This window comes from Streptomyces reniochalinae, assembly GCF_003323735.1.
Classification (GTDB): domain Bacteria; phylum Actinomycetota; class Actinomycetes; order Streptomycetales; family Streptomycetaceae; genus Streptomyces; species Streptomyces reniochalinae.
In genome coordinates, this window is sequence record NZ_QOIM01000026.1 from 225770 (window position 1) to 245591 (window position 19822).

Annotated in this window: 22 protein-coding genes and 1 tRNA gene; 14 read left to right on the forward strand and 9 right to left on the reverse strand. The window is 69.7% G+C overall.

Features of this window, described 5'->3' with window-relative positions; translation table 11 throughout:
- Positions 1-41: 41 nt before the first annotated feature.
- From DQ392_RS08910 to DQ392_RS08920, 3 genes are all read right to left on the reverse strand, one after another.
- Positions 42-1082: an MsnO8 family LLM class oxidoreductase gene (locus tag DQ392_RS08910; RefSeq protein WP_114014983.1), complete on the reverse strand. Its 1041-nt coding sequence runs from the start codon at positions 1080-1082 to the stop codon at positions 42-44.
- A 107-nt stretch (positions 1083-1189) separates the two neighbouring features.
- Positions 1190-1867 (reverse strand): response regulator transcription factor, encoded by a 678-nt coding sequence (locus tag DQ392_RS08915; RefSeq protein ID WP_425470504.1) that lies wholly within the window; start codon positions 1865-1867, stop codon positions 1190-1192.
- A 98-nt stretch (positions 1868-1965) separates the two neighbouring features.
- Positions 1966-3171, reverse strand: coding sequence for an FAD-dependent monooxygenase (locus DQ392_RS08920; RefSeq protein WP_114014985.1), 1206 nt, complete (start codon positions 3169-3171; stop codon positions 1966-1968).
- Between the two features lie 296 nt (positions 3172-3467).
- On the opposite strand from DQ392_RS08920, the gene DQ392_RS08925 reads away from it, so the two are divergent.
- Positions 3468-4919 carry a lipase maturation factor family protein gene (locus DQ392_RS08925; RefSeq protein ID WP_425470505.1) on the forward strand — a complete coding sequence of 484 codons (1452 nt, stop codon included), beginning with the start codon at positions 3468-3470 and terminating at the stop codon, positions 4917-4919.
- 116 nt (positions 4920-5035) lie between these two features.
- Here DQ392_RS08925 and DQ392_RS08930 read toward each other — a convergent pair whose 3' ends face one another.
- Positions 5036-6412 carry an NAD(P)/FAD-dependent oxidoreductase gene (locus tag DQ392_RS08930; protein WP_181856338.1) on the reverse strand — a complete coding sequence of 459 codons (1377 nt, stop codon included), beginning with the start codon at positions 6410-6412 and terminating at the stop codon, positions 5036-5038.
- A 334-nt stretch (positions 6413-6746) separates the two neighbouring features.
- Between DQ392_RS08930 and DQ392_RS08935 the strand changes: the two genes are divergently transcribed.
- Positions 6747-6820: transfer RNA gene (locus DQ392_RS08935), tRNA-Pro, on the forward strand.
- A gap of 96 nt (positions 6821-6916) precedes the next feature.
- Here the strand turns inward: DQ392_RS08935 and DQ392_RS08940 are convergent.
- Complete coding sequence (locus tag DQ392_RS08940; protein WP_114014987.1) at positions 6917-8173, reverse strand: tyrosine-type recombinase/integrase; 1257 nt, start codon at positions 8171-8173, stop codon at positions 6917-6919.
- Positions 8174-8175: 2 nt separating this feature from the next.
- Positions 8176-8532, reverse strand: a complete 357-nt coding sequence (locus DQ392_RS08945) for a helix-turn-helix domain-containing protein (protein WP_181856339.1) — start codon at positions 8530-8532, stop codon at positions 8176-8178.
- 272 nt (positions 8533-8804) lie between these two features.
- Here DQ392_RS08945 and DQ392_RS08950 point away from each other — a divergent pair, with 272 nt between their 5' ends.
- From DQ392_RS08950 to DQ392_RS08990, 10 genes are all read left to right on the forward strand, one after another.
- On the forward strand, positions 8805-9071 hold the full coding sequence (locus DQ392_RS08950; protein ID WP_114014989.1) for a helix-turn-helix transcriptional regulator: 267 nt from the start codon (positions 8805-8807) through the stop codon (positions 9069-9071).
- 1 nt (position 9072) lies between these two features.
- Entirely contained in the window at positions 9073-9276 is a 204-nt protein-coding gene (locus DQ392_RS08955; protein ID WP_114014990.1) for a hypothetical protein, read from the forward strand.
- Between the two features lie 2 nt (positions 9277-9278).
- Positions 9279-9635 (forward strand): hypothetical protein, encoded by a 357-nt coding sequence (locus tag DQ392_RS08960; RefSeq protein ID WP_114014991.1) that lies wholly within the window; start codon positions 9279-9281, stop codon positions 9633-9635.
- A 28-nt stretch (positions 9636-9663) separates the two neighbouring features.
- Entirely contained in the window at positions 9664-9861 is a 198-nt protein-coding gene (locus DQ392_RS08965) for a hypothetical protein (protein ID WP_147266507.1), read from the forward strand.
- Entirely contained in the window at positions 9858-10052 is a 195-nt protein-coding gene (locus DQ392_RS08970) for a hypothetical protein (protein WP_114014993.1), read from the forward strand. Before DQ392_RS08965 ends, DQ392_RS08970 begins: the two co-directional genes overlap by 4 nt.
- 187 nt (positions 10053-10239) lie before the next feature.
- Positions 10240-10431, forward strand: a complete 192-nt coding sequence (locus DQ392_RS08975) for a hypothetical protein (RefSeq protein WP_114014994.1) — start codon at positions 10240-10242, stop codon at positions 10429-10431.
- Positions 10422-10574, forward strand: coding sequence for a hypothetical protein (locus tag DQ392_RS34380; protein WP_181856340.1), 153 nt, complete (start codon positions 10422-10424; stop codon positions 10572-10574). Before DQ392_RS08975 ends, DQ392_RS34380 begins: the two co-directional genes overlap by 10 nt.
- Positions 10571-12526, forward strand: coding sequence for a bifunctional DNA primase/polymerase (locus DQ392_RS08980; protein ID WP_147266508.1), 1956 nt, complete (start codon positions 10571-10573; stop codon positions 12524-12526). The genes DQ392_RS34380 and DQ392_RS08980 overlap by 4 nt, the downstream gene beginning before the upstream one ends.
- Positions 12527-12750: 224 nt before the next feature.
- Positions 12751-12990: a hypothetical protein gene (locus DQ392_RS35795; RefSeq protein ID WP_114014996.1), complete on the forward strand. Its 240-nt coding sequence runs from the start codon at positions 12751-12753 to the stop codon at positions 12988-12990.
- Positions 12987-13694, forward strand: coding sequence for an HGGxSTG domain-containing protein (locus DQ392_RS08990; protein WP_114014997.1), 708 nt, complete (start codon positions 12987-12989; stop codon positions 13692-13694). The genes DQ392_RS35795 and DQ392_RS08990 overlap by 4 nt, the downstream gene beginning before the upstream one ends.
- 71 nt (positions 13695-13765) lie before the next feature.
- Here the strand turns inward: DQ392_RS08990 and DQ392_RS34035 are convergent, their stop codons facing one another.
- Both DQ392_RS34035 and DQ392_RS08995 read right to left on the reverse strand, forming a co-directional pair.
- Positions 13766-15241, reverse strand: coding sequence for an ApeA N-terminal domain 1-containing protein (locus DQ392_RS34035; RefSeq protein WP_147266509.1), 1476 nt, complete (start codon positions 15239-15241; stop codon positions 13766-13768).
- Between the two features lie 73 nt (positions 15242-15314).
- The gene (locus tag DQ392_RS08995; protein ID WP_114014998.1) at positions 15315-16565 is read right to left on the reverse strand and encodes a helix-turn-helix domain-containing protein; all 1251 of its coding nucleotides are present in this window, start codon (positions 16563-16565) and stop codon (positions 15315-15317) included.
- 151 nt (positions 16566-16716) lie between these two features.
- Here DQ392_RS08995 and DQ392_RS09000 point away from each other — a divergent pair, with 151 nt between their 5' ends.
- Positions 16717-17133, forward strand: coding sequence for an ATP-binding protein (locus DQ392_RS09000; RefSeq protein WP_031176764.1), 417 nt, complete (start codon positions 16717-16719; stop codon positions 17131-17133).
- A complete protein-coding gene (locus tag DQ392_RS34385) occupies positions 17130-17291 on the forward strand; it encodes a hypothetical protein (protein ID WP_181856341.1) in 162 nt (53 codons plus the stop codon). The genes DQ392_RS09000 and DQ392_RS34385 overlap by 4 nt, the downstream gene beginning before the upstream one ends.
- Positions 17292-17629: 338 nt before the next feature.
- Here DQ392_RS34385 and DQ392_RS34390 read toward each other — a convergent pair whose 3' ends face one another.
- Entirely contained in the window at positions 17630-18019 is a 390-nt protein-coding gene (locus tag DQ392_RS34390) for a tyrosine-type recombinase/integrase (RefSeq protein ID WP_181856342.1), read from the reverse strand.
- Positions 18020-19822 lie beyond the last annotated feature (1803 nt).

The window sequence follows — 19822 nt, forward strand, 5'->3', positions numbered from 1 at the left end:
ACCGGGCCGGTGCCCGGCCGCGCGGACGGGATCTCGCGGCGTCAGTCAGGTCCTGGCGGCAGCCCGGCGGCCTCGGCAAGGCGGCGGTAGGAGTCCAGGCGGTCGGCGGGTTCGTAGGTGTTGAGCGTCAGCAGCACCTCGTCGGCGCCGGTCCGCCCCGCGAGCTCGGCCAAGGCCCCGGTCACCTCCGCGGCCGTGCCGCGCAGCTGCGACTGCCGGGCCTCCTCGAAAGCGGCACGCTCCTTCGCGCTCATGGTGCGGCTGAGGACCTCCCCCGGCGGGAGCAGCGGGGTGAAGGTGCCCCGGGTGCGGGAGACGGCGGTCGACCACGCCTCGGGGATCTGGAGGGGCTCCGCCTCCTCGCGGCTCGCCCCGACGGCGGCGTTCACCGCGACAACCACGTACGGGCCACGGGCGCCCTGCGGTTCCTCCCCCGTCCGGCCGGCGTCACCGCGCGGGCGGAACGTACGGCGGTAGGTCTCCACGGCCTTCCGCGTCCGGCTCTCCTCGCGCGAAGCGCCGATCACCAGCGGCAGACCGTGTTCCGCCGCCACGGCCGCTCCGGAGCCGACGGCGAGCACGAACGGCGGCACGCGCAGCCCCTCGGCGGGACGTGCGTGCACAGGACCGGTGCCCTCGAAGTAGTCGAGCAGCTCGGATATCTGCGCGCTGAACCCCTCGGCGGCGTCCTTGTCGACGCGCAGCGCCTTGCGGACGCCGTCGGTGAAGCCGACGGAGCGCCCCAGGCCCATGTCGATCCGGCCCGGAAAGAGTGACTCGAGCACTCCGAACTGTTCCGCCACCACCAACGGCTGGTGGTTCGGCAGCATCACACCTCCCGTACCCACCCGGATACGGGAGGTGGCCGAGGCCACGGCCGCCGCCAGGACGGTCGGCGCCGAGCCCGCGATGCCCGGGACGGCGTGGTGCTCGGACACCCACAAGCGCAGGTAGCCCAGTTCCTCCGCCTGCCGCGCGAAACGCACGGTGTCACGCAGGGCCTGCCCGGGATGCTCGCCCGCACGGACGAGCGAACGGTCCAGGACGGACAGCGGAACGGGAAACCGACGCGAAGAAGTCACACCTGGTGCAACACCTGCGAGCGCCACAGATTCCCGGGGCGCCGGTGGAGCGGCGGCGCCGGCCACGCGGCCGGGCAGCGCCGTGGGCGGCGTCCGGTGTCCCCGCCTCACTCGTCGCTCGTTCCCGCCTCCTCCAGCAGCCCGGCGTCGTGGACCAGGAGAGCCACCTGCACCCGGTTGTTGAGGTCGAGCTTGGTCAGGATGCGGGACACGTGTGTCTTGACCGTCGGCACACTCATGTAGAGCGACTCCGCGATCTCGGCGTTCGTCTGCCCGCACCCGACACCGAGGGCCACCTCGCTCTCCCGCTCCCCGAGCACGCCGAGGGCCTCGCGGGCGCATGCACGGCGGCTGTCGTGACCGGCGGGGGTGACGTGCTGGATGAGTTGCCGGGTGATGACGGGTGAGAGCACCGGCTCCCCCGAGGCCACCTTCCGTACGGCGGCGAGGATCTCGGCCGGAGGGGTGTCCTTGAGCAGGAAACCCGCGGCACCGGCCCGCAGCGCGCGCAGCACCTGGGCGTCGGCGTGGAAGGTGGTGAGCACGACGACCTCGGGCGCCCGGCTCCCGCGGCGGAGCGTCTCGGTGGCCGCGAGACCGTCCACGGTCGGCATCCGGATATCCATCAGGACGACGTGGGGACGCCGCTCCTCGACGAGCCGGAGCACCTGGCCGCCGTCCGCGGCCTCCCCCACGATCTCGATGTCGGGGGCGCCCCCGAGCATCAGCCGGAGCCCGGCCCGCACGAGGGCGTCGTCGTCGACGAGGAGCACGCGGATGGTCATGGTCATACCGTAGTCACCCGAAGGGGGACTCCCGGCCCCGCCCGGGGGCGTCCCGGCCCCGCCCGGGGCGTGAGAGGCCGCACCGCGCTCCCTCCCCTTCACGCCGTGGACGGGGTGACGGGGCTGTCCCAGTCGATGCGGTAGCCCAGCAGCCAGTCGCTGCCCGACTCCTCCTGCCGGGACCTCCCCTCCTGCCGCTCCGCAGGACGGGGCACGACCTTGTCGTTGAGGCGTGCGCTGCGCGCGACGACGGCCTCCACCCGCTCGCGGCGAAGCGACTCGAAGCAGGCGAAGGCCTCCCCCACCGTGGGCAGGTCCCTCAGACACTTGGCCAGCACCACAGCGTCCTCGATCGCCATGGACGCTCCCTGAGCCGCGTTGGGCGCCGCCGCGTGCGCCGCGTCACCGAGCAGCACCATGGAGTCTCGCGACCAGACGGGTGTGCGGGCCAGGTCGTAGGCGTTAGTGGCGACGGTGCCCTCCGCACTGGCCCGCACGATGTCGGCCGCGGGCGAGGCGTCGTCGGCGAAGAGGCCGTGGACGTGGTCACGCCAGCGCGCGTCCTGCCCTGGCTCAGCGGTGGCCAGCTGCTCCCGGTCGAGCTCGCCCCCGGGGGTGTTGGCGAACCACCACACCTCCCCGTCGGGCGCCATGGTGCAGCCGAGAAAGGCGCGTTTGCCCTGGATCATCCGATAGGTGCCGGGCGCGGGCGCTGCCTCCGGTGCGACGCGCGGGGCATACCCGCACACGGTGATCTGTCCCGTGTGGCGGGGCGCCGGCGCCTGCGGATCGATCAGGGTGCGGGTCGCCGAGTGGAGCCCGTCAGCCCCCACGAGCAGATCTCCCTCGGCGCGGGTGCCGTCGGCGAAGTGGGCGCTCACGCGCCCGTCTGGGGCGGTGCCGGCGGTCACGAGCCGCTTGCCGTGTTCGATGCTCACGCCACGGCGCGCCACCTCGTCGTGCAGGGCCCGGTAGAGCGTCGCACGCCGCAGGGTACGTGGGCCGAGCACGCCCGCACCGCCCTCCGCACCGCCGCCGGAAACCGGACGTTCTCCCATGCTGTCGCCCGTGTGCGCCATCATCTCCACGCGTTCGGCGGGAAAGGAGACCCCGAGCACGGCCTGGTGGGCCCCGATGGTGCGGAGCGCTTCGAGACCGTTGTGGAACAGCACGAGGAAGGCACCCGCGTCATCGGCGCCGACCGGGTACGCCTCGTAGACGGTGGAACTGATCCCGGCCTTGTCCAGCGACAGCGCCGTGGTGGCTCCCGCGATACCGCCGCCGATGATGAGCGCGTGCGTCATGGCACCTCCTGTGTCGTGTTCGGGTCTTCGAACCGCCGGTGCGCCGTGCCCCGGCCGACTCGCACGCCGGGCCCCACGGACCGGCCTGTGCGCCAGGGCACCAACCGGCCTGAGCGTCGGCTCGCGTCCGGCCCCAGCGCCGGCCCCCGGCGCAGTCGGTCGCTTACGGCCTGCTTCCTCTCTACGGACCCCGTAGGAGGGCCGTGAGGTTGCGTGCCGCAACCGCGGACTTCCCACCGGCTCCGCGGCCCTGTCCCGCAGACACCAGGCGTGGGGGCGCGGCACGGGTGGTACTCATGGCCGCCATGGAGTGGTTCACGCCGTGGTTTTCCGCGTCCGGATACGAGCTGAGCCGGCTGGTCCTCCAGCGTGCCCTGGCTACCGTGTACCTCGTCGCCTTCTTCTCGGCGGCGATGCAGTTCCGGGCACTGCTGGGCGAGCACGGACTGCTGCCCGCCGCCGCCTTCGTGCGGCGGGTGCCCTTCAAGGCCGCGCCGAGTCTCTTCCACTGGCGGTGCGACGACCGGGTCACGGGGGCGTGTGCGTGGGCCGGTGTCGCCCTCGCCGCCGCCGTGGTGGCGGGCGCCGCGGACGCGGTACCTCTGTGGGCGTCGATGGTGATGTGGGCTCTGCTGTGGGTCCTGTATCTCTCGTTCGTCAACGTGGGCCAGATCTTCTACGGTTTCGGCTGGGAGTCGCTGCTACTGGAGGCGGGCTTTCTGGCGATCTTCCTGGGCAACGCGCGGACCGCACCCCCGGTGCTGACGCTGTGGCTGATGCGATGGCTGCTCTTCCGTGTGGAGTTCGGGGCAGGACTGATCAAATGGCGCGGTGACCAGTGCTGGCGCGACCTGACCTGCCTGTACTACCACCACGAGACCCAGCCCATGCCCGGGCCGCTGAGCTGGCATTTCCATCACCTCTCCCGGCGGCTGCACCGGATCGAGACGGGCGCCAACCACGTGGCCCAGCTCATCGTCCCGTTCGGGCTCTTCTTTCCGCAGCCGATCGCCGGCATCGCCGCGGGCCTGATCATCCTCACGCAGCTCTGGCTCGTCCTCTCGGGCAACTTCTCCTGGCTGAACTGGCTCACGATCGTCCTCGCCTTCGCCGCCGTCGACACCTCCGCGATCAGCGGCGCCCCCTCCTACGGGGCGGTCCCGCCGTGGTTCGCGGTCGTGGTGTGCGTGGCGGCGCTGCTGATCGTGGTGCTCAGCTACTGGCCCGCCCGGAACCTGGTGAGCCGGACGCAGCAGATGAACCGGTCGTTCAACGCCCTGCACCTGGTCAACACCTACGGGGCCTTCGGCAGCGTCACGCGTGTGCGCCAGGAGATCGTGCTGGAGGGCACCGACGACGAGCGGCTCACCGCCGACACCGCGTGGCGCGAGTACGAGTTCAAGGGCAAGCCCGGCGACGTGCGCCGCCTGCCGCGTCAGTTCGCCCCGTACCACCTACGTCTCGACTGGCAGATGTGGTTCGCCGCGCTCTCCCCCGCCTACACCAGGGGCTGGTTCGAGCCCCTGGTGGAGCGTCTGCTGGTCAACGACCGGCCGACCCTCCGACTGCTGCGTACCAACCCGTTTCCCGAGCAACCGCCCACGCATGTGCGGGCGCTGCTGTACCGCTACCGCTTCACAACGCGTGAGGAGCGGCGGGAGACCGGCGCGTGGTGGCATCGCACCTTTGTGCGCGAGTTCCTGCCGCCCGTCCACGTCTCAGGGGAGCGCGGAAACCGCACACCGTAGACGCCCCCGCGTGGCCTCATGGCGCTATCGCCTGCCCCGGTAGCCCGGTAGAGCATCGCGGCCGGTGCCGTGCGTACTCGGCCCGGAGGACAGGCGATAACGGGATCCGGCAACGATCAGGGCGCCGGCACCCGGGCCACCTCCGGCGAGGAGGACTCCAGCGGCACCGACCACGAGCGCACCAGCCCCAGTTGTGCCGCCTGGCGGGGCAGCACCGCGTCCAGCGCCCAGTCCGCCAGCACACGGATCCGGTTCCCCGGCATGGACGCCAGATGGTAGCCGCGCGTCACAAGGTTGGCGAGGGGGCCGGAGAGGGGCACGCGCAGCGGATTCGCCGCCGCCTGCACCCCGCCCAGATCCACCATGAACCCGAGGTCATGGTGCTTGTACGGCCGGGAGACGCCGTGACCGAACGAAGCGGCCAGGTTGCGCCCCGCTGTCTTCCCCTGTCGCACCGCGTGCTGTGCCGTCATCGGCGTGATCTCTCCCGGCCTGGTCAGGTCGGGTACGGCGGCCGCGTCGCCGCACGCCATGACCTCCGGGTGGCCGGGCACACGGAGGTACTCGTCGACCACGAGCCGGCCCTGTTGCGTCTCCAGGCCCAGGTCCTGCACGAGCGGGTCGGGTCGGACGCCCACGCACCAGATCAGGGAACGGGTCGGCACGAACTCGCCGTCGTCCAGCAGCACGCCCTCGCTGGTGGCCTCCTTGACGGAGGTGCCCGTCCTGACGTCGACGCCCCGTTTGCGCAGCACCTTGTCCGCGGTGTCCGAGAGCCGCTGATCCAGCTCGGGCAGGATGCGTGGGGCGATGTCCAGGAGCATCCAGCGCGACCGTCCGGCGTCCTTGGTCCGGCGGCGGCCGTCCGGACGGTCGTCCCGGCCGTCCTCGGAAGGTTCGTCCCCGGACGACCCGTTGCGGCTGTGCTGCCGGGCCAGCGAGTCCGTGAACATCTTGCCGTGCGCCGCGACTTCCGTGCCGGTGTAGCCAGCGCCGACGACCACGAACGTGCGGCGGGCTTCCGCCTCCCGCTCATCGTCCGCCCCGGCCGCCAACGCGATCTGACGGTTGACGTGGTCGCGCAGGTACAGGGCCTCCGGCATGCCGCGGAAGCCGTGCGCGTGCTCGGCGACACCGGGGATCGGCAGCAGCTTGTTGACGCTGCCGACGGTCAGCAGCAACCGGTCGTAGTCCAGCTGCGACGAACGGCCCTCGGGGTCGACGTACCGGAGACGGCGCCGGTCGAAGTCGACGTCGTCCACCTCGCCGAGGACGAGCCGCACCCGGGGCAGCGTCCCGGCGAGCGAAACGGACACCCGGCGCGGTTCCAGCATGCCGGAGGCGACCTCGGGCAGCAGCGGCATGTAGAGGAAGTAGTCGTTGGGGTTCACCAGCACGATCTCCACCGCGCCACGCAGCGTGCGCGAGAGGGTCCGCGCCGCCTGATACCCGGCGAATCCAGCTCCGACGATCACAATGCGGGACCGGCTCACAGCCGAGACCTCCTCCCCTGGAACGAGGCCGGTGCCTTCGGGCGGCTCCGGCCGTCTGTCACAGAACAGCCGGAGTTCCCCCCGCGGGCCTCGACGAAACCCCGCCCCGGCTCCCACGGGCCCGCTGTCGTCCGGCCGGCCGGTCGTCCAGCCGCCCTCCTGCCACCGGGCAGCCGACCCGCTCGGGCTTCCTGTCCGGGCCGGACAGGAAGCCGGCTGATCTTCCTCCCCCGGTGGCCCCGGGCGGGAGGGGGTGGCGGCGAGCACCCCCTGAAGTGCTGTATTGTTCTTTGTGCGCGAGCGGAACGGGGAAAGCCCCGAACCGAGCGAGCACCGGGACGTGGCGCAGTTTGGTAGCGCACTTGACTGGGGGTCAAGGGGTCGCAGGTTCAAATCCTGTCGTCCCGACGGTGAAGTACAAGGTCAGAGGGGTCCTTCGGGGCCCCTCTTGATCGTTTCCAGGGGCGCCGTCTCACAATTTCTCACAAACGCTGTTGATCAAGGTCAGCTGAGCAGTTCGGCCAGCTTCTCCGAACCCGCCCTGAGCGACTGCGGGTCGGGGTGCACGTAGGTCCGCTTCGTGAACCCGAGGTCCGAGTGACCGGCCCACGCGGAGACCACCGTGTCCGGCACCCCGTTGTTCGCCATCCACGACAGGCAGGCGTGCCGCGCGTCGTACAGCCGCACCTTCCGTACGCCCGTGGTGGCCATCAGCTTGTGCGCCTCACGCCGGAGCTTGTCCGTCTTCCACGGCCGCCCGAGGTCGTCCACGAGGACGTACCCGCTGTCCTCGTACGCTTCCCCGGCGGCCAGCTTCTCCGCCACCTGCGCGGCGCGGAACGCCTTCAGCGCCCGCAGGACCGGCTTCGGCAGGGGCAGTGTGCGCTTCCCGGCCTCGGTTTTCGCGCCCTTCTCCACCACCTTGTTCCGCTGGCCGCGCTCGGCCGTGCGGTCGTAGACGATCGTCCGCGTGTTGGTGCCGACGGCGATCGTCCCGGCCGTCAGGTCCACGTCCGGGCTCCAGCGGGCGCCGCACACTTCCGCCGGACGCTCTGCGATCAGGGCGAGCAGCATGGGGGCGTAGGACCGGTGTCCCTGAATGCCCTCCAGGAACCGCTTCACTTCTTCCTCGTTCCACGGCTTGTGCGTGGCCGCGTTCTTCTGTGCCTTCTCCTTGGCCTGCTTCGAGATCGTCACGTGCTCCGCCACGTTGCGAACCACCAGGCCGCGCCGCACCGCGAGGTTCAGAGCGGAGCGCAGACGCCCCAGGGTGAGGCGCACCGACCGTACGCCGAGGCCCGTTCCAGGCTTGCCGCCGCGCTGGCGCCCCTCCGAGACCATCCAGTCGATGAACGCTTCCACGTCCTCTTCGCTCAACTCCTGGACGGGCTTGTGCCCGAGGTACTTCCGCACGGGCCGTAGGGCGTTGTCGTAGTTGCTGGCCGTGGCCTCTTCCACGTCGCGCGTGGCCGACTTCAGCCACAGGTCCAGCAGGGCGCTGACGGTCATCTTCGCGGGGGCCACGTACGTGCCCGCGCTGCGCTGGTGGCGGATGCGGGCCAGCTCGTCCTTCACCGCCGTCTTGGTGTCCTTCGTGATGGTGAGCTGCTTCCGCATCATCTTCGGCTCGCCGGTGGCCGGATCGGTGATCACTTCGCCGGTGACCTTGTCTGTCTGCGGCTCGTAACCGATGTCGATCACGGCGCGGTACCTGATCTGTCCCCTTCGGTTGGGCGGCAGCTTCTTGATCGGGTCGGGCATGGCTAGATCTCCTCGATCTTCTGGCAGTCGTTGCAGGTGCGCGGACCGGGGCCGGTGATCTTGCGGCTGTCGTAGCTGTGGCCGTACGCCGCGCACGGGTCGGCCGGTGGAGGGCTGGACGAGAGCAGGGCCGTCGGGTGGATGCCGAAGACGGCCGCGAGGGCTTCCAGGTCGTCCACGGTGATCCGGCGCCCGCCGCTCTCCAGGCGGGCCACCCCGGACTGCGCAAGCGGATAGTCCGCTTCGGTGAGCCGACGGGACAGGTCGTCGGTCGTCCACTGGCGCCGTTCTCGCAGGTCACGCACGGTGCGTGCGACCTGCTTCGTCAGTTCGCCCCAGGGGCGTGTGGTTTTGGGCATAGCAGCAAGGTAGCACTGATGCGATGTTCGCATCAAGACGATGCGGGGTCCGCATCGGAGCCGTTTAAACGCCAAATGTTGTGTCGTTGGATTTGTCATCGCGTTACGTTCGAGTAAAGGCCCTGATCGGGAGAGCTGCCAAGCTACCAAGCTCCCCTGTTTGGGGTCCGTATCTACAGTCTTCGCAGGTGGGAGCACCTGAGAGCACCCTTTCGGCCGTGCGATTCTGGAATCACACGGAAAGACCGGCACAGAAACGGAAGGAGATGGAAATGGCGACCGCTGTAACGACGAATTCGGCGCCGACTCTGGCGGAGATCAAGACCTGGCCCGCCACCATCAGCGTCACCCGCTGCGCTCTGGCGCTCGGGTGCAGCAAGAGCAACCTCTACGACCGGATGAAGCGGGGTGAGATGCCCGTCCGTACGGTCCGCCTCGGTCCCAGCCGCACGGTCGTCGTGACCGCCTCCCTGGTCCGCCTGCTGGAGACCGGCAACCCGGACCCCACCCCGCCGGCTGCGGCCCTCCAGGCGGCCTGACGTGGCCTCCCTGGAGTCGCGGTTCTACCTGACCGCCGACGGCGGCGGGCGGGTGGAGACGGCGACTCACCCCGAGACCGGTGAACGCCGCTGGACGTGCTCGTCCTGCGAGGCGACCGGCCAGGGCGAGGACAACGGCCGCACCCACGCGGCCGGATGCAACACCACCACCAGCGGCTACCTGCCGCTCGATCACTGGAGCTGAACATGAACTACGCGACTGACACTGACGGCCGGATCGTGGCGGTCCCCGCGCAGGAAGGCCCCCTGGCCAACATCGCCCGCGAGGAGCGGTACGAGCTGATCGACGCCGAGTGGCAGTACGACCTGGCCAACGCCGCCGGTGACCACGAGGTCTCGGGGGCGCCGGAGCGCGGCGACCACATCGGCAAGCAGTACCGCACCGTGGGCGGGAACATCGTCACCACGGCGCGCACCGCCGAGGGTGAGGTTTCGTACTACCACTGCGCCGGGTGCGGGAAGCGCGACGAACTGGGCTACGGCTGGGACGACGTGGCCCGCGAGCGCGCCGAGGCCCACGCCGCGAAGTGCCGGGCGGTGTGACGTGTCCTGGACGCCGGTGGACGGCTCCGTGAGCGGCCCGAAGCAGCCCGAGAGCCCGGACGGCTACAGCACCCGCATGGGTGGCCGTGTGAGCGTCCAGGGCGGCCGGTGGGCCTGCTCCGGCTGCGGCCGGTCGGAGGCCGCCGAAGACCCGCACCACGCCGCGCAGCACCACGGCCGGGAGTGCCTGGCCGTCTCCTACAACGCACCTGGAGGTGCAGCATGACGAAGCAGCAGACCGCCCCGCAACAGACCGAGTTCCGCGCCGTCCACACGGACGCTCGGGTCACCGTCACCGAGGACGAGAAGGGGCCGCGCTGGGACTGCTCGGGGTGCGGCCACGGGCGGCGCGAGGACGGGGCCCTGGAGGTGGCGCAGGACCACGCGGAGCACTGCGCGGTGCTGCCGCTGCCCTGACCCCGGAAACGCGAGAGCGGCGCCCCTGGAGGTGAACGCCGCTCTTGCTGACGAAGTGCAGACCGACCGCTGAGAGCCCGGTATCTACGCATTCAGGATACCGCCCCTCTCGCCTGGTCTTCGGTCTCCCCAGACGATCCCCATCGGCCCGCACACCACACGAGACGACTCGCGCGGAGGGGCCGAGATGTTCAAGTCCAGCGCTCACGAGGGGCGCAACTGGAAGCCGTCCAAGACGGACGAGCAGTACAACGCGGAGATGATCCGCGACTCCTGCGACGCCTTCGAGGCTGTGGCGCGGGAGACGGGCCAGCCGGTCAACGAACTGCGGGCCGTCATCGCCCTGCGCCCCACCGAGGAGGGATCGCCGTGGACGTGACCCGCAAGGAGACGGCCGTAGAGCCGGAGCCCTCCGGCGGCCGGGCGCACGAGGTTCAGGCGAGCGCTCCGGCGGACCCGTGGGATGCCTTCTGGCGCCGCCTGGCCGAGCTGTTCGAGCAGCAGGCGGGGGGCGAGTCGTGAAGTACGAGAAGGGCGCTGAGCGCCCCGAACCGACCCCGGAGGCCCCCGAGTCCGCCGGCGCCGGGAACGGCGCTCCGGCGGATCCTGACGGCCTGCTGGCGACGGCCCTGGCGCTCGCGGCCGAGGGTGTGAAGGTCTTCCCCTGTCACCGCGTGGTGGATGGGCTCTGCAACTGCGATGAGCCGTACTCGTGCAAGTCCCCCGGCAAGCACCCGCGCAAGTGGAAGGCCAAGGGCGGGGTGATCAAGAAGAACGGGTCCAAGGACGCCACCACCGACTCCGACGAGATCCGTACGTGGTGGCTGAAGTGGGGCGGCAAGCACGGCGCGCTCAACATCGGGCAGACCCTCGCGGGCCGCGCCGTGGTGGATGTGGACGTGGCCGAGGGAAAGCCCGGAGAGGCCACCTGGGAGGCGCTGAGCGCCGATCAGGACGTGCCCAAGACGCTCACGTACCGGACGGGGCGCGGGGGCCTCCAGATGCTCTTCCGGCTCCCCGAGGGGGAGACCGGCGGGAAGGCGGACGGCTACTCGAACACCCTCGGGACGGCCGTGGACTTCAAGACGGGGCCGCACGCGTACGTGATGGTCCCCGGCTCGAAGACGGACGACGTTTACACGGTCGTTCACGACGCTGAAACGGTGTCGCTGCCCGGCTGGGTGGCGGACCTGGCCCGCACTGCGCAGCCCGGTACGGGTGGCAGCGTGGTAGCTGGCCGGCCGCCGGGGTCTCAGCTCTCCGACCTGCTGTCTCTCCCTGCCGACGACCCGGCGCGCGGGAACAACTGGCTGGCGGCCGTGGCCGGGCACTACGCGGGCGACGCCTGGAAGTTCGCCCCGCCGCGCGGGTGGTCCTGGTACTCGGACATGGTGCGCGCCGCCAACGCCGCGTCCGCCGACCCGATCGGGGAAGCGGACCTGCTGAAGACCATGCGGTCCATCTGGGACACCGAGGCCCGGCAGCACGAGCAGGCCGAGGTGGCTGCCGTGGTGCAGTTGCTCCAGCCCGGCGGCGCGTTCTTCCACAATGTTCCCGAGGTGCCTCCGGCAGTGTGGGGACACGGCGAAGAGATCCTGTGGGCCGAAGGTGAGGCCCTACTGATCGGGGCTCCGCAGGGCGTGGGCAAGACGACGCTCGCGCACCAGATCATCCGGGCGCGCATCGGCCTTCAGCCGACGGTGCTCGGGTTCCCGGTGGCGCCCGGTAAGCGGGTCCTCCTGCTCGCGATGGACCGCCCGGCGCAGACCCGGCGGGCCGGGGCGCGCATCTTCGCCGGGGACGACCCGCACCGGCTGAGCGAACGCCTCGTGGTGTGGGAGGGGCCGCCCCCGGCGGACCTCGCCCGCCACCCCGAAACCCTGATGCGCATGTGCGAGCAGGCCGGGGCGGACACCGTGGTCGTGGACTCGCTGAAGGACGCGGCCATTGGGCTGTCCGACGACGAGGTGGGGGCCGGGTGGAACCGGGCGCGGCAGTTCGCGCTGCGGGAGGGCGTGCAAGTGCTGGAGCTGCACCACACGGTGAAGCGCGGCGCGAACGGCGCCGAGCCGAACACCCTCGCGGACATCTACGGCTCCACGTGGATCACGTCGGGCGCGGGCTCGGTGATCTCGCTGTGGGGCGAGGCGGGTGACCCGATCGTGAGCCTGCGTCACCTGAAGCAGCCGTTCGCGGAGGTGGGCCCGTTCCGTCTGCTGCACGACCACACCACCGGCACCACGACCGTGCACCACACGGCGGATCTCGTGGCGCTGGCCGGTGCGAGCCGGGGCGGGATCTCCGCCCTGGACGCGGCGAAGGCGATCTTCGAGACGGAGAAGCCGAGCGCGGCGCAGAAGGAGAAGGCGCGGCGCCGCCTGGCCAAGCTCGTGGAGGCCGGGCAGTTGGAGGCGAAGGCCGGACCGACGGGCGCGGGCACGGTCTACCGAGCCCCGTCCGGCGCCCTGTTCTGACCGCCCGCACGGGGCCGTGCAGGGGTGCACGAACAGGTACACGCGGCGTTTTCGGCGTGCAGGTGCACGCGGGGCACGCGGGGTGCACGGTCCCGGCAAAGTCGCAGGTCACAGCTACACGCTCAGGTGCACGCGGTACACGCGGCCGAGGTGCACGTTTCCGCCCCCCCTGAAAGGGGGGCGGAACGCACAGCAAGATCCACAACAGTCGAAGGAGCAAGATCATGAACCTGTCCATGATGCTGAGCGCCTGCGCCGGGAGCGCAGCCACGACCGGCGTGCTGATGTTCAGCGTGTGGTGGCACGGCACCCACAGCGCGGGGCGCCCCGAGGTGCAGCCGGAGGACGGCCAGGGCGCCACCGTGGTGCCGCTGGAGCGCCCGGTGGGCACCCGTCCGGTACGGGGCGTGAACGGCCGTCAGGCGGTCGTGCAGGGAGCCCTGAAGGGAGCCGAGGCAGCATGAACGCGAACGACCCCATGCGCGCGCCTGGGGGGCGCGGACCCCGTGCGCGCGTCCAGTCGGCCACCGGCGGCGGAAACGGCCCGGAGACGCCCGAGGACGGCCGCTGTACGGCCCGTACGCGGTCCGGCGGCCGGTGCCGTGGCATGGCCGTCACCGGGGCCACCGTGTGCCGGATGCACGGTGGCGCAGCACCGCAAGTACGGGCCGCCGCACAGCGCCGTGAGGCCACTGCCGAGTTCCTGCGCACCTACGGGGACGTGGACGGCCCGCAAGAAGACCCGGCGGTCGTCGTCTCCCGGCTCATCCGGCAGGCGGCGGGCCACGTGGCGTGGCTGCTGGAGCGGGTGCAGGAGACCGAGGCGGACGCCCTGGTGTGGGGCATGACCTCCGAAGTGGAGCGCCAAGGCGGGGAGTTCCCCGGCGTGGACACCACGTACAGCGCAGCCGTGAATGGCTGGGTGCGGCTGTACGGGGAGGAACGGGACCGGCTGCTGAAGATGTGCGACCTCGCGGCCCGCATGGGCGTGGAAGAGCGCCTGGTGACGCTGGCCGAGGTCCAGACGAAGATCATGTTCGAGGCAATGAACCGGGCGCTGGACGCCCTGGAGCTGACAGCCGCGCAGCGCGCCCGCGTGCCGAAGGTGATGGCTGGTCTCCTGCGGGGCATGGCCGCCGAGGGGCGGCCGGAACTCCCCGCCGCCTGAACACCAGGAAGCCGTAGCCCGTGAGCGCTGCGGCTTCCTGCGTGTAACGAGAACCCAGGCGAGCCGATTGATCAATCAGATTCCTCGAAGACTCGTTTCACTACGTCATCTGGGCACCCCAGGATTCTCAGTGAATGAGCCCGTACTGCCAATTCGAGGATGCGCACCACTTCATCAAGTTCGAACGCGTCGTAGCCTCGCGTGCCGTGCGCAAGGTTATTCCGAACGATGCGCAGCGCATTTGCCGGTGTTTTTACTGAGGGGTTGGACATGGCCTCTGTAACGAGTGAGGTCGCCGCAATGCGGTCCATGATGTCAACAGGGAGCGCGCCAGTCATGGACTTCAATACGGCATCGAGGCTCGTGGGAGGGTTCTTCGAAAGGAACTTCTTCAAGAATTGCATCACGTCGCGGTCAGCTACGCTGCTCAGGCTGTCAATGACCTGATCTCGCTTGGATAGATGGCTAAGCCGGCGTTGGTCGTACTCGTTGCGGGTTTCGTATCCGTGCAGACCTTCCAATGCTTGGATTAGCAGCAAGAAGCGCGACCGTGGGTGCTGGTCGTGTGCGTGCAACATTGAGCCATATGTTTCCACCAAAGGGTGGTGCTCTGCTGAATATTTGCGCCATTCGAGAACCAGGTCCAAAAGGGATAGTTCGTCGGCTTTAGCTCTGATGGCACTCCGGTGATTCCTAACGTCTTTTTCTGAGCTAGCAAATGGAGCCTGCGTGATACCGGTGCCGTACACCTGGTACTGGCCCGCAATGTCAGTCAGCCTTACTGCTACGTACGTCAGATCCTGGGGCTTACCAGTTGCGATTGAGCTGATCCGTCGGAGCGGCTCTATGAACTCGTCAAATGCAACCCGAAGCGATACGCCTCGTTGAAAGGTGACCGTCGCTACCGGGCTAAAACAAAGGCGAAATTCAAATCCGTCTGCGGTTCGCATTCGGCCGTTGTAGCCAACGGAAAGCTCCACGCCTTCCTTTGCCCACTCGGCTCGTGCTTCCAGGTTAAGATTGGCACTCCACAAACCCTTGGGATTGTCCGGATGTACGCCTGGAGTCTGCACGCTCGCGATTGGCGCAGTTCCGGTAAGTGCATCGAGTGCTGTTATCTGAAATTCTATTGACGACACAAGGGGGATTTCATTGTCATGTTCGGGCGCCATTTGTGGATTGCGCCGACCAAAGAATTCCCCACCTTTACTCAAGAGGGCCGCGCTGCCAGTCACGTGCCCTTGGTTCATGGTCCAGTAAATAATGTGGGCGTCAAGAAGGATTACTGATCCACCATTGGCCAATGTCCCTGATAGGACTGGGGCTTCTACAACCTGCGGGAAAGAGAAGGAGAGCACTCCTTCTTGGGGCTCGTCGCGGTTTAGCGGAAGGCGGCCATACACGGAACCCTTTGGCGCACGGTTCGGCAGTACTTCCAATTGGCCTGGGAGCTCAGTGCTGCCCCCCTTTCCGTCGGGGATATTCCATGTGCACAAATAGTCATCCGGCTCGTATGACAGGCGCAGTGGTGTCTGCTGATCGGGCAAAGTTCCTCTTTCCTCGACGCCTTCGCTGAAGGCACTTTGCTAGCTTGACCGACCGGAAACGAGTGGCGTACCCCTAAGCCAGCAGCATGTGTCCGTAGTCGGCCAGTACTTCGCGCGCCTCGGGCACGTCCTCGTAATCCTTCAGCCGGTGGAGGACCGTCCGGGCCCGTTCCGCCGTGCGCTCCGAGGAAAGATCGCCGGACGTGTCGATGACGCGGCGGGCCTCTTCAGCAGCCTGCTCGGGCTCGTTCGCGTCCGCCAGCGCCACGGCCAACCATGAGCGGTACAGCGCGACCTCCCGGGCGTGGGTGGCGTCGTAGCGTCCCAGCACGTCCTGGAGTAGCGGCACCGCGCGCAGCGGGCGACGCAGCTCGGTGAACACCCGGGCGTCCATGACCTCCAGCTCCTCGCGGTTCACCCAATAGGCCCACGTCGGCGCGGGAGGGCCGTCCGTGGCATCCAGCGCGGCGTGGGCCTCCCCGAGCGCCCGCAGGGCCGGTTGCGCCTCCCCGGCACGCGTGTGCGCCCAAGCCACGCGGTCCAGGAACAGGGCGCGGGTTGTGGCCGGAGCGTCCGGCCCGGCCTCGGAGACCGCTGCCTTCGCCAGTTCCAGACCCTCCCGTTCCCGGCCGGTGTTCGTCAGGTGGTACGCGAGGCTGCCCGCGAGCTGGGCCACCAGTGGCGCGTCCCCGGCCTGGCGGGCGGCCGAAAGCCCGAGCCGGTAAGCGTGCTCCGCGTCCTCACCCCGACCGGCGTCCGAGGCGATCCAACCGGCGATCTGGCCCAACTCCCCAATCTGCACGAGCAGGCCGCGCCCCGTTTCCTCGGAGTGCTCGGACTCGCGGTACAGACGGACGGCGGCGCGCAGCTCACGGAAGGCGGGGGCGATCAGGTCACCGCCGGACAGCACATCGTCCGCGAGCCGCAGGCCGTGGACGCGAGCCGCCAGGCTGTCCACGGTGGTGGTGCCGATCCGACGGCCACAAGGGGTCGCCAGGGGTTCCAGCGAGTCCCCGTCGGGCAGCAGGTCCGCGAGGGTGGCCGCGACCCCGGGAAGGGTGGCCTGAGCATCCCCCCGCGCGTACGCGGCGGCCTGCTCCAGCTCACGCAGCGGCACGCCGAGCACCTGGGCGAAGGTGGGGAGCCACACGTCCGGGATGCGCTCCCCGCGCTCCCACCGGGAGACCTCGTTCCGCGTGATCGACTGGGCGCCCGACACGGCGCACAGCACGGCGGCGAACTGCCGCTGCGAGCGGCCGGAGTGCCGCCGCAGACCGGCGAAGTAGGCGCCGAACTCGCGGCGTCGCTCGGTGGTGTCGCTCATGGTGGCCCCCTTCCGTATCTAGTGTGGCCCCTCCCTGGCCCCCTTGTTGGCTCCTCCGCATGATCACGCACCCCGGTTACCTGAACGCGAAGCGCCCCGGCGACCGCGCGAACGGCCCCGGGGCTGGCCGATCTGAAGGAAGCAGACCGACATGCCGCAACCTACAACCCGGGCCCGCCAGACCGGGCACCCCGGGTACAGCGAGACCCTGCCGAGGCAGCCCGAGAGCGCCGCCACCGCGCGGCGCCTGCTTCGTACCGCCTGTGCCGTCTGGGGGCTGGACGCATTGGCCGAGGACGGGGCGCTGATCGTCTCCGAGCTGGTGGCCAACGCCGTGCAGCACGCCCGGCGGGAATCCATCCGGGTCGTCATCGACCGTCCCGGCGCTGCGCGGGTACGTGTCGGCGTCGCGGATCTCTCCCGGGCGCGGCCGGTGCAGCGCGAAGCCGACGACAGTGAAGAAGGCGGGCGTGGTCTGCGCCTCGTGGCGGCGCTGGCCGCCGACTGGGGCACGGATGAGCGGCGCTGGGGCAAGATCGTGTGGGCGGACCTGGAGGGGCGCGGGTGACCACGGGAGAGACACCCGGCCGCAGCACGGCGCGCGCCCATCTGTCGCAGTTGATCGAGCTGTTCGGCACGGACGGATGCCTGCGGATCAGTACGGTCCCGGCTGAACCCGAGCCGCCCACCGTCGGCGCAGAGGCCGAGGGCGACGAGCAGAACTGACAGCCCCATGGCGCGGCGAAGCCCCGGCCGGTGAACTCCACCGAACCGGGGCTTCGTCTTCTCACGCAGATCTCACAGACTCCGTGGAACGAGCCGGAAAAGCTGGCCCTGACCTGGACGTTTGCGCACTCCCCGGAACTCACTGACCCCTGTGGCCGGTGTTTCGTTCACTGGGGGTCCAGGGGTCGTGGGTTCAAATCCCGCCGTCCCGACCATGTTGTAGCTGGTCGGAAGCCGTTTCCACCGAGAGGTGGAAACGGCCTTCTGCGTTTGTGGTCGTTGTGTGGACGTCATTCGTGGGGTGCGGGCGAGCCGGTCCCGATATTGCGGCGGCGTGTTCATGCGGCGTGCGGGCTGGTGGTCGTGGTGTCGTCGCGGGCCTGCTCTTCGCGGACGAGTGCGGCGGCGATCGCGTCGACGGCCTGGCTGCCCGTGCGCTGGGTGACGTGGGCGTAGATGTTCGCGGTGGTGGAGAGGGCGGAATGCCGCGCGGTCCGGGAGACGGTCCAGAGGCCGGCGCTCTCACTGATAGCGGTGGCGACGGCGAGGTGGCGCAGGCCGTGGAGGGTGCAGCGTGGGACGCCGGCCTGCTTGGTGAGGTCGTGGAAATGGTTGAGGACTCGCTCGGGGCGCAGGAGGCGCCCGTCGGGGCGGGCGAACACCAGTCCGCCTCGGGGATCGGCAGGGTCGGGGGCGGAGGACGGGGTGGAACGGCGGCGTTCGAGCATGGCGGGGGCGCGGGGGACGGGGCCACGCGGCCGCTGCTGGTGTGCGTCTCCGGCGACGCCATGACGAGCTTGTTGTCGTCGAGCCGAGAGCGTCCGGAGGACGTCCACACTGTTCTTGCCGAGGTCGATGCCGGCCCAGTGCAGGGGCCTCGCCCTTGCGCAGTCCGGTGCCGATGAACAGCTCGATGAGGTCGGCGAAGTCCGGGTAGCGGGCCCGGCAGTGGTCCAGGAAACGCACGGTCTGGGCGGGACTCCAGATGATGCGCTCCGCAGACGCGGTCCGTACCCCTTTTGATAGCGCACGGCGACCGTCCGTGCGTGATACTGCGCTTCCCCCTCAAGGGGCGTGGTACAGACGCTCACGCTTGGCGCGACCGGACAGAAGGATGGCAAGTAGCCGAGCCGCACCCAGCCGCACGAGGCGCCCCAGACGCCGAGCGCGGAGAACCGGCGCCTGGACCACGGTGGGCGTGAGCGGCACAGCACCCGATACGGACGCCGGCACTCCCCCATGCGAACCGGTCGACGGCCCCTGGACAACCTCCTGCTCGACCTCACAGGATGGGCGCGGAAAACCCGGCAGACGGTGCAGCACTGGTGGAGGGGCGTTGCTGACCATCGTTATATCGATTGTCGCGGTTCTCGTGTCGTTGGGGTCTTTGATTCTTGGATACGCGTCCAGTCGCCGCTCCCAGATGCCGGTCCTGCAATTCACATGGGAGAACGGCCAAGAAGGCCGGAGTGCGGGGACTTGGAGCCTCGTGAATGTCGGAACGGGGCCTGCTACCAATGTCGTCGTCGCACAAACTGAGAGGACAAGCCTCACCCAGGGCTTGAATGGGGAGATGTGGCTCAATCCCGTACTGGCACCGTCCATCCCCGCCGGCGGTCGGCTGGACCTGCCATGGCTCGGCGAGTCCAGAGGGCTGGGGCGAGGTTTGGGAGCCAGCTACACGGACGTCCAACGGTACTTCTACACCACCAAGTGCGGGGACGACGTCTCCATGTTCTTCATCGGTCTGCACCTGCCTCGATGGCCCCTGCTGAAACACGGTGGGGAGAAGATCGTCAAGACGTGGTGGGGTATGGAGGACCTTGCAGGTTCGCAGTGGTCTGCGGCCACGGCCGCACAGAATCGACGGTGCTGGTGGCTGGCTCCACGTTTCGGTATCTGTCGGCGTCTGGGCGGATGGGCCGACCCCGTGCTCTCCTACACACCGCGGCGCGATCGAGCTGGATGATGGGCCGCATCCGCCCTGGAGACCGTCATCGACGCGGCCGGCACCCTCGACGGCACCATCCAGCAGCCGGCGACGGCCTCGCGCCCGTGCGCCTCCGAGAGCCCAGCTCTGCGAACCAGGCGCCGTAGGCGCCGTCCGGATCGCCGTCCATGCTCGCGATGGCCGTCCCCGGCCTTCCGATCGCCTGCCATGCCCGTGATCGCCGTCCACGGCCCTACAAGAGCCGTGGCGGTACCGTGGGCCTTCTTCATCATCGCGAGGCCGAAGAGCCCGCCATCCGCTGCCCGTAGAGCCGGTCTCCGCCGGCAGGGCGGCCTCGAGCGACCCGCGAGCCTTCCGCCGGCCCGGGTCGGGGTCCCCCGGGTCCTCGCGGTCCACCAGGCGCCACGCCTGGTGGTCTGCGCGAGCAGGTCCTGGAGCGTCACTCGCTGGGCCCCCGTCCCCCGGCTTGCCCGGGTCTGGTCGGGGTTCAGGCGTGGGAGCTGATGAGGCCGCCGGGGGTGAGGACGAGGGATACGCCGTTGGCGTCGAGGCCGGCGTCGTGGCCGTCGGCGTCCATCGT